Source organism: Bacteroidota bacterium (assembly GCA_018692315.1).
In the GTDB taxonomy this organism is placed as follows: domain Bacteria; phylum Bacteroidota; class Bacteroidia; order Bacteroidales; family JABHKC01; genus JABHKC01.
Genome location: JABHKC010000056.1, coordinates 13,801 through 27,983 on the forward strand (window position 1 = coordinate 13,801; position 14,183 = coordinate 27,983).

Sequence of the window (14,183 nt, forward strand, 5' to 3'; positions counted from 1 at the left end):
AAATTAAGAAACTAAAATATTAGTACCGAATTGCCTTATTACTTCTTCAATGTTTGCTTCAATTGGTTCTTGAATTTGAAAAATATTTTCCACAGATTTGACATCTTTAAGCCCACTACCTGTTGAAAGAATTACATTTATAGTATCATTTTTCAGTTTGTTATTAGCAGCATATTTTGTAAAAGCTGCAAATGAAGCACTGGCAGCAGGTTCAGCAAAAATTCCAGTCGATTTGCTCAGCTTGTCAGAAGCTTCTAAAATTTCTTTATCGTTAAGCAAAATAGTTTCGCCTTGGTATTTTATAATGAAATTTCTTGCCATGAAAAAATTTCTTGGAATATCAACAGAAATGGAATCAGCAATGGTTTTGCTTGATTTCCATACGAAATTGCTTTTGTATAAATTGCTAATTAAATTGGAACTTCCTATGGCTTGAACTGCTACTATAGTTGGCATTTTGTCAATAACTTGAAGTTTCAATAAATCTTCGAAGCCTTTGTAAACAGCAGAAATTATTACTCCATCGCCAACAGGAACAAATATTCTATCCGGAACAGTATCACCCAATTGACTAAAAATTTCAAAAGCAACAGTTTTTTTTCCTTCAATGGTTAATGGATTGTAAGCGGTATTTCTATTGTAAAATCCATATTTTTTACTTAGCGAAATGCTTAAATCGAAAGCACTGTCATAATTGCTTTTTACAGGAATTATTTTTCCACCATACATCTGAGCCTGAATTAATTTAGCTTTGGGAGCCGATGCCGGAACAATTATAATAGATTTTTGTTTTTGTGATGCACAAATCCCTGCAAGAGAACTACCTGCATTTCCAGTGGATGCAGCAATTATGGTTTTAATCTTGTTTTCTTTAGCAAAAGCAGTTACAAGATTTGATGCTCTATCTTTTAATGAAAAAGTTGGATTTTGAGAGTCGTCTTTTAAGAAAACACTATAATCGTGTGCTTTAACATTTTCTGAAATATTGTAAATAGGTGTCTCTCCAACCTTCAAAAACGACAAACTTTCTGCTGATTGTATAGGAAGAATGTCTATAAATTTTCGTGCAGAAAGATTTTTAAACAACTCGTGGCTAAAATCTTGCTTTATTTTTTTGTAGTCGTAAATAGTTTTAAGAACTCCGTGAGTTGGATTTTTGTTTGTATTCTTTTTTTCGCAATCATCGCATAAATATTTAATTGAAGTAGGAACAATTGTTTTATTGCAATTTTCGCAAACAAAATGAAATTTATGTTGGTACATAATATTTTTCTTTCAAATAATTATTGAACGAAGATATTCAAAATCAATCACTTTGAGTATCTGTTTTATTTTTTTGATTAAGTAAATTTTGGTTTTTTAGTTCCTGCAATTCGTTTTTTATTTGTTCAATATTTGCATGAATCTCACGAAACATTGGGTTCGATGCGGCTGAATTTCTTAGCTCTTCTTCTCTCAAGCCTATCACAGTATCTAATCTTCCGATTAATAACGATAATATTATGAAAATCAAAAATAGAACAGGTATGGAAATTATTAGATTGTCGAAAATTAAATTGCCGATGTAACTTTCTCTATAAGCTTCTAATAAAACAAATCCAATCATAATAAATTGAATGTAACCAACATACATCCTTGCACGATCAACATAAACTTTCCACCTGATTAGAGATTTTTTGTTTGCTTTTATTTTTGCCATTTTTTGCTTTATTATTTTTAGTTAGAACTTTTCGTATTTAGTGCCTCTAAGAAAACTCCAATTTCTTCATATGGCTTAAGAAGACGGCAAGAACAAGGTGTTATACTGAGTTTGTCGAGCTGCTTGTGAAGATTTTGGAACTCAGGAGTCTCGACCTTTCTGGATGACGATTCAAAATTCAAGCATAACTCAGTTACTGTCGTATTCTTAGAGCCACTAAATTTTAGAAATTAGCATCAACCGTATATTTAGAACAGGTTTCAAATTGCAGAAATGTGATATTCTGAAACTTGAAACCTGATATTTAGATTACAAAAAAACTATTTACTCTTATCCGGGCCTTGTGGAATAGGCGGAATTGAGTTTTTGTTATTTTTGAGTTCTTCAAGAATTACCTCAATAGCCTTGTTTAACTGTTGATCTTCGCCGGCATATTCTTTTGCAGGATCATTATCCACAACAATATCTGGATCAACGCCGTAACCTTCAATTATCCAATCGCTTTTTTCTGCCGAGTATGATGCAAATTCTGGTTTTCGTAATTGAGTACCATCTACAAAGGGCAATGAGCCTCTAATTCCAACAACTCCACCCCATGTTCGCACACCAATAACTTTTCCAAGTTTATTTTTCTTAAATGAATAAGGGAACAAATCTCCATCTGATGCCGAGTAATTGTTTACTAACAAAACTTTTGGTCCGAGCATCATTTGTCGTGGAATTTGGGTTGGAACTTCAAAATTTCTACCCATGCTCGAACGGGTAATTTCTCTTTTTAATCTCTCTATTAGCATTGGTGACACATTTCCGCCGCCATTTCCACGATCGTCAATTATCAGGGCTTTTTTCTTTAGCTGCGGATAGAAATATTTCATAAATTCATTTAATCCTGCTGCGCTCATATCTGGAACATGAAGGTAGCCAACTTCGCCATTTGTAGCTTTATCTACTTTTTCGATATTGGCTTGAACCCAATTATAATAGTATAAATCAGCTTCATCAGCAATCGGAATAACTATAGATTTCCAACTTCCTTTTTCGCTTGGTTTAGAATTTATTGTAAGTTCAACCTGATTACCCACTGTGTTTGAAAGTAATTCGTAAATATCGTTTACATCTTTTGTCGATTTTCCATTCACGGCAATTATATAATCTCCTTCTGAGGCTTTCACACCCATTTGTGTCAATGGCGAAATTAATGCTTTAGACCAATTTGCACCTTTTAAAATCTTTTCAATTTTTGGAAAACCAGAGTTGTGCGAACTTAATTTTGCTCCTAACAAACCAGTTTTAATTCTATTTGGCTTTGGTCGATCGCCACCATTTACGTATGCGTGGCCAATATTTAATTCGCCAATCATTTCGCCAATCAAATAAATCATGTCAGCATGATGTTTTACGAATGGCAATAAGTCGCCGTATTTGTCTTTTATTTTTAGCCAATCAACACCGTGCATATTTTCTACATAGAAAAAATCTCTCATTTGTCGCCAACTTTCGTAGTAGATCTGAGCCCACTCTTCAGAATTGTCTATTTCTACCTTTAAATCTGATAAATCAATTTTTTTATCTAATGATATTTTTGATCCGGGAATGTCTATAACATAATAACTTTTGGATTTGGCAATTAGCATTTTCTTTTGATTTGCTGAAATATCAAAACCCATATTCTCACCAATTTCGCTTTCTTTATTTTTCTTCAAATCAAATACTTTCATAGCTGTTTTTGAAGATTTCAAAGCTCTTTCATTATAATATATTTTTCCATCAAAAGGTGCCAAATTCCAGTAGTTAGAGGCTTTCACAGGAAGTGTAATTATTCTATTTGAAATTTCATCGATGTCGATTTTGATGGTTTTGTCGTCATCTTCAGAGTCTTTTTTGTCGGTATCTTTTTCTTCTTTTTCAGTTTCAATTTTCACTTCATCGTTTTCCGGAGCAAAAGGCGAAGGGGTTTCTTTAGAAAGAGTAGCGAAATATATTTTCGACATATCTCTATAGGCATGGTTCCATTCGGTTTGGCTATAAATGGGGTTGAAATCTCGTTGCGAAATAAAGTATAGGTATTTTCCGTCTGGGCTAAAAACCGGACTATACGAAGAATACCACATATCTGTTACCGGATATTTTATCTTTTGTTCCAAACTGTATAAGTAAACAATCGAAAATTGATTCTCAGTATTATGTGAATAGCTAATCCATTTACTATCAGGCGACCAATTGAAACTAAAAATTTCGCCGGTACCAATTTTATCTATTTGGCTAACTTTTTTCGATTCAATATCAACGTATTTGAGCCTAAGTTTTCTGTCGCTCCAAAGTATTTTTTTGCTATCGGGCGACCATTTTAAATGATATTTATAAGTATCGGCATTTTTAGTAAGTTGTATTGGTTTTTTACTCCCTTCCTGTGAAATAATGTAAATTTCAAATTCGCCGTTAGTGTCAGAAATATAAGCAATATTTTTCCCATCTGGCGACCATGTTGCATTTCTTTCGTGAGAACCTGAAGTGTTGCTTAGGTTTCTCGTAATTCCATTTTTTGTTGGAACCGAAAATATTTCTCCTCTTGCATTAAAAACAACTCTTTCTCCATTTGGAGACATACTGGATGCAGTAATATTTTTACTTGCATCTTTCACTTCATTCCTTGCCCATTTAAAATCGTCTGCAATTGTTACCGAAACTTTAGTAGAACTATTGGTTTTTATGTCGAAAATGTAGATATAGCCTGCATTTTCGTACACAATTTTATCTCCTCCTATCGAAGGGAATTTAATATCGTATTCTGTATAATTTGTAAGTTTATTCGTTTCTTTAGTATCAATATTGTAAGAGAACAGATTCATTGTTCTATCGCGGTCAGATATAAAATAAACTGTGTTTTCGTGCCACATGGGGATAATATCCTGAGCATCGTTGTTGGTAATATTTATTGTTTTTTTAGACTTTAAATCGTAAATCCAAACATCGTCTGCCATTCCTCCTTTATAGTATTTCCAGGTTCTAAATTCTCTGAAAACCCTATTGTATGCCAATTTTGAGCCATCAGGAGAATATGAGCAAAATCCACCGGTTGGCAAGGGGAGTTCTTCTGATAAGGCTCCCGTATTTTTTACTTTAAATAATTGACCCACAAATGAATTGAATGATTGTTTTCGAGAGCGATAAACAACTTCTTTGCTGTCTTTTGTCCATGCCATAACAATATTGTTTGGTCCCATTCGATCAGTAATATCATCTCGCCCGAGTGTGGCAGTATGAGTAAGTCGTTTTGGACTTCCGCCTTGAGCGGGAATTACAAATACTTCTGTATTTCCATCATATTGACCTGTAAAAGCAATCTGCTTGCCGTCTGGAGAGAATTTTGCAAACATCTCGAAACCATTATGGTTAGTAAGTTTTCTTGCTAAAGTATTTTTTGTTGATACAGTATATAAATCTCCTGCATATGTGAAAACTATTTGATCTCCGTGAATAGTAGGAAATCTTAACAATCGTGATTCCTCTTGCGAAAAGGATGAAATTGAAAAAGCTAATGATAAGGTTAAAAGTAAAATAAATTTTTTATTCATTTCCGAAAATTTAGTTAAAAAAACAAAGATAATTATTTACTAACAACTAAACACTAATTGGTTAAAGGATTTTAGTGTTTAGAAATTTGAAGCTGGGATTATTAAATCTAAAACAAAAAAAAGACCTGAATATAAAAAACAGGTCTTTGATAGTGGTTATGATGGGTTGATCAGTGGGTTAAATATAGATTTTCTTTGTGATTGATTGTTTGTCTTGAATGATTTTTAAGATATATATACTTTTAGCCTTATCAGAAAAATTATAAGATTTGCTGATGCTTGCATTGTTCTTTTTTACATTATCTTTAGTAACAAGCTTGCCTGTTATGTCAAAAATGTAAATTGTAAGGTCGGAATTGGAACTATTTTCTAATGATAGAAAAACTATTCCATCTTTTGAGTTAATGGTTAAGTCCTTAAAATTGTCTTTAGTGTCGATTCCGTTTAAATTGTTATTCGGATCAGGATTTCCTTGCTCATAAGGAGTTTTTTCGCCATTCGTAATTCCTGCATTCGGGTCATTATCTATACTACTTTGAGCAAAAATGCTACTACTAAATATTACAGATATTACAACTAAGGCTAAGATTTTGTGTGTATTCAATGCTAAATTCTTCATAATTATATTTTTTTTGGTTAATAATTATTCAGTGTTTAACAGAAGCTATGCCATATATTATATAATGTTGATATTTAGAAGTATAAGATATATCTTATGATTCAGTGAAAATATAATTGAACGCTAATGCACAAATTTTGTCCGAATATGGACATATCAGATTTGATAATTGGTTTTAATATTTTGTGTCAGGTATATGATTGCAGGTTGTCATATCAAACTAAGAGAATTTATTAATTCTTGGTTCAATTTTTCAATGGCTAAAGCAACATTCCAATTTTTTTTGTTTCTAGGTTCTACAAAATTTGAAATTGCACGAATCTGGAAGAATTTCACTTTTTCTGTTTTGCAAACATAAAAAAAAGCAGCACCTTCCATAGATTCAATATCAGGACAGAATTTTTTTCTAACACTTTCAATATTAATTGCTTCGCCATTTACTGTATTCACTGTGATAGAATTTGCAATAGGAAGCTTAAAAATATTCTCGTCAGATTTTGCATAATCATTAAATATTTTTCCTAGTGTAAATGGAAAAATATTTTTGTTCAATATATTTTCATCAAATAGAGTTTTAAATTTCCCATTATCATTTATTCCAAGATCGGAAAACTCATCTTTGTAAACATTTACAACATTCCCTATCGTAAAATTTTTTGAATAGCTTCCGGCGATACCGGCATTTATGACTAAATCGTAATTCTCTTTGCACAAAGTTTTTGTAAGCCAAAAGGTTGTGGCACAAATTCCTATCCGAGTAATCAGCACATCGATAATTTTGTTGTTCCATGTATATTGCTTCAATACAGGACTTTTTTCTACCGAAAAATAAAGTTCTTCAACAAGAGGGTTTACTTCATTTTTTGTTGCAGAGACTATAAGTATTTTCATTTAACAAGGTTTTATAATTGAAAAAAATCCGTTCAAAATCTATTTTCCAATACAAAATTGCTCAAAAATGTTGTTTAGAATATCTTGTGAAGCAATTTCACCGGTAATTTCACCAAGATAATGCAGAACTTCACGAATATCTTGCGAAATAAAGTCGCTTGAAATATTTGAATTTAAGCCGTTTGCAACTCTCTCAATTGATTTGCTTGAATGAACTAAGGCTTCGTAATGTCGTGCATTTGTAACAATAACATCGTTGTTTTCTAAAGCATCGAGATTTTGAGTTTCAATAATTTTTTCTAACAATTGCTTGATACCTGTTTTTTCTTTGGCAGAAATATTTACTGATTCATTAATAAGATTATTATTTTCAAGTGTGCTAATTAGTTTGTTATCAAGTATATCAATTTTATTATTTACAATAATTACTTTTTTATTTTTTAAATTTTTCAGTAATTCATTGAAATTATTGTCTTTTTTAGTCGAGTCTTGGACGAATAGAATGAGTTCTGCTTTTTTGGCAATCTCGTATGTTTTTTTTATGCCAATATTTTCAATTTTGTTTTGAGTTGAGTGCAAGCCTGCAGTGTCCAGAAAACGAAATGTAATGCCTTCAATAACAATTGAATCTTCAATAATGTCGCGAGTTGTTCCCGGAATTTCGGAGACAATTGCTCTATCTTCATTTAGCAAAACATTTAACAACGAAGATTTTCCAACGTTTGGTTCACCAACAATAGCAACAGGTACTCCATTTTTCAAAATATTGCCGATTTTGTACGATTTTATTAATTTTTGCAATAGCTTTTGAATCTGTTCAACAAGTTTTTTCAGCTCTTTTCTGTCTGCAAATTCTACATCTTCTTCGCTAAAATCGAGCTCTAATTCCAACAAAGAAATAAAATTTAGTAACTGTTGACGGAGTATAGAAATCTCGTTAGAAAAACCGCCACGCATCTGATTTAGAGCAACTTTATGCGATGCTTCGTTCGATGAAGCAATTAAGTCGGCTACTCCTTCGGCTTGCGAAAGGTCTAATTTTCCGTTCAAAAAAGCTTGTAAAGTAAACTCCCCAGGATTTGCCAAACGTGCTCCATTTTCAGAAAGCAGATGTAAAATTTCCTGTTGAATGAAATTTGAAGCATGGCACGATATTTCAATCAAATCTTCGCCTGTATATGAATTTGGATTTCTAAAAATTGAAACGAGAACCTCGTCGATAATTTTGTTTTCTGCTATGATTGCCCCATAATGAATGGTATTTCCTTTTTGATTGATAAGTTTTTTGGTTTTGTTTTTTGCAACGAAAATTTTGTCGCAAATACTTATTGAGTTGTGCCCCGAAATACGAATAATTGCAATTGCTCCTTTGCCGGAAGGCGTTGCTATTGCACAAATCGTATCTTTATTTTGTAACATAATTTTTATGAGCTTAGTGAATTCTTATGTTTAGAACTTGCAGACAAGTAAAAACGTAATCTTTAAATTATGAATAAATATTATAAGCGAATTAATTTTCCATAATTAAAATAATTCATCGTTTCCATCTATTTTAGAATGAGACTTTGTTTTCGAAATATTTTTTGGTTCTTCAAAACTAAAATCCTTATTGTATTTCAATAAATAGATTGAAGAGTTCTCGAAACCACCCTTTTGATTAATTTTTGTAAAATCGAACATAGATTGCAAACTATTTTCATTTTCATTAAATTCGGAATTGATGCAATCAATGAAATATTGATCGTACTTGTGTATATTTTTTGAAAAATAAAACATTATATCGTATGCCTGAAAAGCAAATCTGGTAGGTTCGGAATGGTAATTTTGTCTGAATTTTTCAATAAAATTGTTTGTGTGTTTGCAACTGTAGTTTATATAGCTTGTTGAGAATGAGAGCAATTGCAGATTATATAAATAGTCGAGTTCGATGTTTTCGTATCTTTGCCAATGAGGAAATCCGCAAATTGTAATATCTAAACTATCTTTATTGTTTTCGTAAATAGTGTTAATTTGTCGAATTAAGTTCGAGACAAAACCCTGACGAATTGAAGGTAAGATAATTAGATTTGCTGAGTCTTTTGTCAATGCTTCTTCAATAATATTTGTTTTAATATTATTAGGGTCGTTATTAAGGTCAATTTCAGAGATGCTTTTTTCGCTATAAACTATTTGCTTATAATTCAGAGAATCAATGTTGGTAACTTTTTGCATACTCGCTGCCAGATTTTTCTTATATAGATTTAAAAGCTGTTTGTCTTTTTTGTTTCCGCTATAAATCATCAAAATGTTGTGATCTTTGAATTTGGTCAATTGCTCGGTAAATAGTTGCAGTTGTACTTCTAAACTTGGAACTACCTGGAAGAAATTTTTGTTTCCGACAAGAAATTCGTTATTCGAAACTAATGGTGAAATTAGCTTTATATTCTTATTTTTCACATGTTCTGCAACAATTTTCATATTGATACTATAAACAGGACCAATAATAAAATCCATAGTATCAAGCACTTGTGTCCTGACAATCTCTTTTACAGTTATTGTGTCTTTTTGTGTATCGAAAACCGAGAGACGAATATTTAGTCCGCTATTTCTCAAGCTATCCACAGCAATTAGTAGTCCTTCGTAGAATTCTAAAAATATTTCCGATTTTGAAAATATTCGTTCTCGTTTTTCCATAAGGGCATCAATGCTGTCTTTTGGAATTCCTTCTTTAATATAATTCTGTTCAATTAAAGTATCGCTTAGTCCGAGTGTGTCGTTCACATTGAGATAGAAGGGGAGCATCAGTGCAACATTTAGCGTTTTTTCCTCATTAGAAAAATCTATTGAATCGCAGAATGAATGATATTTGGGAACTACCTCTGATATTTCAGTTTCAAGAATTGTTGAATCTTTTAGATTTTGTGTTTCGGCAATTTCAATTTTGATTTCTTTACTAATATACTTTTTTGGAATTCGTATATTCTGCCCAATATTTAAATCATTAAAATCAATTTCTTTATTGTATTTTTCAATCTTCTTTTCTTTTATTCCATACAATTCTGAAATTGATTCTAAAGATTGGTTCCATTTTGTTGAATGATAGATAAATTCTTTGTCTTCTTCTGGAATGTCAGACACTTCACTTTCCAAAATGGTTTTAGGAATACACAAAAGTTGGCCGGTTTGGATGGAAAATTCCGCAGATGGATTGTATTTAATAATTGTATCTTGTTCAATCTTATATTTTTTTGAAATAGAATATAAAGTTTCACCCTTGGTAACTTCAAAACATTGCAGTTTGTTTGTGTCAATTTCGATAGTATCTTTCTCAATTTCAACAATTTCGACAGGCACTTCAATATTTTTAAGGGAAGTTGAATCTGAGCTAATATTGCCTTTTAGATGAGAATTTTTTGAGTTTTTTGGAAGTTTTACAATTTGCCCAATTTTAAGGACTATTTCAGTTTCAGGATTATGAAAAATAATTTCTTTTTGAGAAACATGAAATTTCTTAGATAAAGAATATAGGGTATTTCCTTTTTCAACTTTGTAATAAATGAAGTCTCCATCTGAGTGTATGCCACTGATATAGCTTTTTTTCTTGACTTTTGACGTATCTTCTTCGTAATCAGGGTTTAGTATTTTAATGATTTGTCCTTCATTTATATTGTTGGTAATTTCAGGATTTATTTTTTTTATTTCGGAGACGCTCATATTGTATTTCCTATGTAAGAAATAGAGCGTTTCGCTTATCGAAACTGTATGTAAAATATACTTGTCTTTTTTGTTCACTTCAGGTTTTTTCTCTTCAGTAGAATTGTTTCGTCCGTCGATAATGGGCAGTTTTATTTTCATTCCAATTTTTAAACCCGAATAAATTTCAGGGTTTGAGGCTTCTAATTCTGTTTGAAAAACATTGTAAATCCTACACAAAGAATATTCCGTATCACCTTTTTTGACAGTATGCAAAAAGTATTTTTTTCCGTCAATTACTATTCTTTCTTTTGTACGGAGACTATCGAGATTTTTCTCTTGTGCAAAAGCTGTGTTAACTGTATAAATTATTATAAATAAAAGGATTATATACCGAAAAATATTATTCATTGATAACTATATTGATTAAATTTCTCAAAAATTCAAAAATACAAAAATTGTAGTATAATAAATAAATATTTAGACTAAATCTTGTTTTGAGCTGCAGCAACATAAATTTGACTTTAAACTCTTTTAATTTTGTATCTAATTTGTATAACTCTTTGTAACATCTATTTCAAACCGTCTCTCAACAAAATCTTCAAACAATTAATTTTTTTTATAGCGAAAGATCTATTCAATAAACCTGCTGGCTTGGGTTTAGATTAATCCCGATTATTTATTGGGACTACTGAGCCCGGCTAAGTAATTTTACGCTGTTTTTATTTAGGTGTTCTATGCTGGGCTTTTTGTCCTCCATAGTCTATAAATTATAAATCCAATCCCCACTACAATGTAAGGAAGGCTCAAAAGTTGTCCCATATTGAATGTCATTCCATCTTCAAATCCGACTTGGTTTTCCTTTATAAATTCTATTATAAATCTAGCTGTAAATGTTAACACAAGTATTAGTCCAAAAAAGAATCCGTTTTTAAGTCTATCTCTCATTTTTTTGTAAAGAATCATCATAATCGCAAAAATGAAAAAATAGGAAATCGCCTCGTATAATTGAGCTGGGTGTCTAGAAATATTATCAACTCGCTCAAAAATCACTCCCCAAGGTTTTGCAGTTGGCATACCAATAATTTCTGAATTCATGAAGTTTGCCAGTCTGATAAATCCACAACCTAAGGCTGCAACTACAGCAATCAAATCAATTATATCAATCATTGAGTGTTTAGTCTTTTGGGAATAGAAATATAAAGCAATCAATAATCCTAATGCTCCACCGTGACTTGCTAATCCTTGATATCCAATTAATTTTATCCCACCATCTGGAAAAAAAGTAATCGGCAGAATCATCTCCAGAGGATTTGATAAATAGTAAGAAGGCTCGTAAAATAAACAGTGTCCAAGTCGTGCTCCTACCATAATACCAACCATACCGTATATTGACAATTTTTCCAAGTTTTTGGATGGAATTTTTTCTCTCTTAAAAATCCACCCCAAAATGTAGATACACGAAATCAATCCACCTACAAAGAGGATTCCGTAGTATCGAATTGAGAATCCGAAAATATTTAGTATCTCGGGGTCAGGATTCCAGTGAATATAGTTTATAATCATGTCTTAATTTTCAATGTTAGCAATGTCGTTTTTGCTTTCCAACTAACCTTAATCCTTAAATGCTTAATTTCAATTCATTACAATATTCAACATCTTCTGGTTGGATTTCAAATTTAGCAATATTTTTTTTAATTCTTGATTCTAATCTCAATTTTCTTTTTTAATCCGGAAATAGATATTCTATTGGAGGATTGAAAGTTTTTTTTTTACTAATATATTCCAAATTATTACTGCCAGCTTTCTCGCTGTGGCACTTACGACTGTAGCCAACTCTCTGTTATAATTCACTTATCTCAAATATCCTTATTTTCCGGTTGAACTTTACCTTTAGAGCCAGAGCTCAAATTTTCTTTTGCTTAATGAACCGCTAAGTAGGAGAAATGTATGCTTAATGGTGGGAGAGGAGTACGGGTCCCACTTCTCGGGGTTAGCCGCCTATTCGATTAAAGCAAGTTTTTATTCATTATTTTTCCAAATGGGATGTTTCTTTAGTTCACTTTCCAGAGTATATTTTATTATCATTTCATTTTCTTCAAGTGAATCAGCAGATATTGGCATTTTCTCTAAATTATCGTTGGTTAAATTGAAAAATTTACCATCTTGATACAATTTATAATCAATGGTTCTGATAAATTGATTTCTATATTGATTTACATTTTTACCCCACATAGGATCATAATGCACAAAAGCAGTTTTTCTTTCAGTATAGTTTTTGCCTGTTAATAATGGTAAAAAGCTATATCCATCAGATTCCACTTCCTTGTTAACAATATCTGCGAAGGTAGGAAAGAAGTCACTAAACTCAATTAATCCATTGAAAATAATGCCCTTTTTAATTTTGGTGGGCCAGAAAACAATTAAAGGAACGTGGGTGCCGGCATCAATTGTATTGCCTTTTCCTCCTCTTATAGTTCTTTCTTTTGTTTGTGAATAAATTGTTGGATGTGTTCCATTATCTCCTGTGAAGATAATAATGGTATTATTTTCGATTTGTAGATCTTTAAGTTTAGAATAAATTTTACTCACAATTTTATCGGTATAAGAAACCATATCCTTAAAATAGCTTGTGTCATTTTTATGACGAATTGCTTCGTTTTCCCAAAGCTTAGATTTAGGTGTTGGAACAAATGGATCGTGAACAAGTACCATTGGATAATATATGAAAAAGGGAGTATCTTTTTTTCTTTCAATAAAATCTAATATAAAATTTGAAAAAATATCTGGTCCATAATCATCTTTATCTCTTTTTAGAAACGAACCATTATGTTCGATTAATGGATCTGCATACCGTCCTCCCGAACCTGCAGTTTTGGTTAATTGCCATAAACAATATTCATCAAATCCCAATTTATTTGGTTTGGTATTGTCATTCCAATCGTCGATATCATTTTTATACGCTAGACCGTTTAGTTGCCATTTCCCAGCTACACAGGTTACATAACCTTCATCTTGTAATAAATTACCAAATGTATATTCATTAGTATTTATATGCCCAAAATTATCATAGTTGCGATAGTTATAATTACCTGTCATTATTTTTACCCTTGAAGGCGTGCTTAATGGCTGTGATACACAATTACTAAATTGTATTCCATTAGCAGCTAAATGATCAAGAAAAGGAGTGTCATATGAGATTCCTCCATAAGAACTCAGACACTCGTAACCCATATCATCTGCCATAATAAGAATAATATTTGGTTTGTTTTTCTTGTTATTAATTTCGCAAGATGAAATCATTAGAAATAAGAAAATGATAATAACAAAAGTATGTATTTTCATAAGCACCCTTATTAATTTTGTTTAGCAAAAGTCGGGCTAAAAACTACCAAATTTATTTAAATTGACAAAATACTTATAGTCTTTAACATTAGTACATTATGGCATATGGCAATTTCTTGCAACTGTAAAAAACGACAAAATTAATCAAAACTACATTAATTTTTGCAGTAATTCCGCAACAAAAATAATCAGCCAGTCACAAATTCTCAATAAAGAATACTAGATATAGCTTTCCCATTCAGCTTTTAGCCTGCATAATTCACAAAAACAAGCAAAATGATGTTAATATTCTGTAATACAGACAAATGCAAGCTTTGATAAAAAACATTAATTTTTTAAATAAAAATGGAGTTCATGTATATTTTTTTCCAATAAGTTACTA

The 14,183-nt window shown here is 31.4% G+C and carries 9 protein-coding genes; all 9 read right to left on the reverse strand.

Features of this window, described 5'->3' with window-relative positions; all coding sequences use genetic code 11:
- Positions 1 to 3 precede the first annotated feature (3 nt).
- Positions 4 to 1,263, reverse strand: coding sequence for a pyridoxal-phosphate dependent enzyme (locus tag HN894_04825; GenBank protein ID MBT7142641.1), 1,260 nt, complete (start codon positions 1,261 to 1,263; stop codon positions 4 to 6).
- 43 nt (positions 1,264 to 1,306) lie between these two features.
- Positions 1,307 to 1,699, reverse strand: a complete 393-nt coding sequence (locus HN894_04830) for a hypothetical protein (GenBank protein ID MBT7142642.1) — start codon at positions 1,697 to 1,699, stop codon at positions 1,307 to 1,309.
- A gap of 320 nt (positions 1,700 to 2,019) precedes the next feature.
- The gene (locus HN894_04835) at positions 2,020 to 5,274 is read right to left on the reverse strand and encodes a protease (protein ID MBT7142643.1); all 3,255 of its coding nucleotides are present in this window, start codon (positions 5,272 to 5,274) and stop codon (positions 2,020 to 2,022) included.
- A gap of 178 nt (positions 5,275 to 5,452) precedes the next feature.
- Positions 5,453 to 5,893: a T9SS type A sorting domain-containing protein gene (locus HN894_04840; protein ID MBT7142644.1), complete on the reverse strand. Its 441-nt coding sequence runs from the start codon at positions 5,891 to 5,893 to the stop codon at positions 5,453 to 5,455.
- Between the two features lie 210 nt (positions 5,894 to 6,103).
- The gene (gene mqnB, locus HN894_04845; protein MBT7142645.1) at positions 6,104 to 6,784 is read right to left on the reverse strand and encodes a futalosine hydrolase; all 681 of its coding nucleotides are present in this window, start codon (positions 6,782 to 6,784) and stop codon (positions 6,104 to 6,106) included.
- 39 nt (positions 6,785 to 6,823) lie between these two features.
- Positions 6,824 to 8,203 carry a tRNA uridine-5-carboxymethylaminomethyl(34) synthesis GTPase MnmE gene (gene mnmE / locus HN894_04850; GenBank protein MBT7142646.1) on the reverse strand — a complete coding sequence of 460 codons (1,380 nt, stop codon included), beginning with the start codon at positions 8,201 to 8,203 and terminating at the stop codon, positions 6,824 to 6,826.
- Between the two features lie 105 nt (positions 8,204 to 8,308).
- Positions 8,309 to 10,867 (reverse strand): LysM peptidoglycan-binding domain-containing protein, encoded by a 2,559-nt coding sequence (locus HN894_04855; GenBank protein MBT7142647.1) that lies wholly within the window; start codon positions 10,865 to 10,867, stop codon positions 8,309 to 8,311.
- Between the two features lie 324 nt (positions 10,868 to 11,191).
- The gene (gene lgt, locus HN894_04860; GenBank protein MBT7142648.1) at positions 11,192 to 12,022 is read right to left on the reverse strand and encodes a prolipoprotein diacylglyceryl transferase; all 831 of its coding nucleotides are present in this window, start codon (positions 12,020 to 12,022) and stop codon (positions 11,192 to 11,194) included.
- Between the two features lie 456 nt (positions 12,023 to 12,478).
- Positions 12,479 to 13,801 carry a sulfatase-like hydrolase/transferase gene (locus HN894_04865; GenBank protein ID MBT7142649.1) on the reverse strand — a complete coding sequence of 441 codons (1,323 nt, stop codon included), beginning with the start codon at positions 13,799 to 13,801 and terminating at the stop codon, positions 12,479 to 12,481.
- Positions 13,802 to 14,183: the final 382 nt, after the last annotated feature.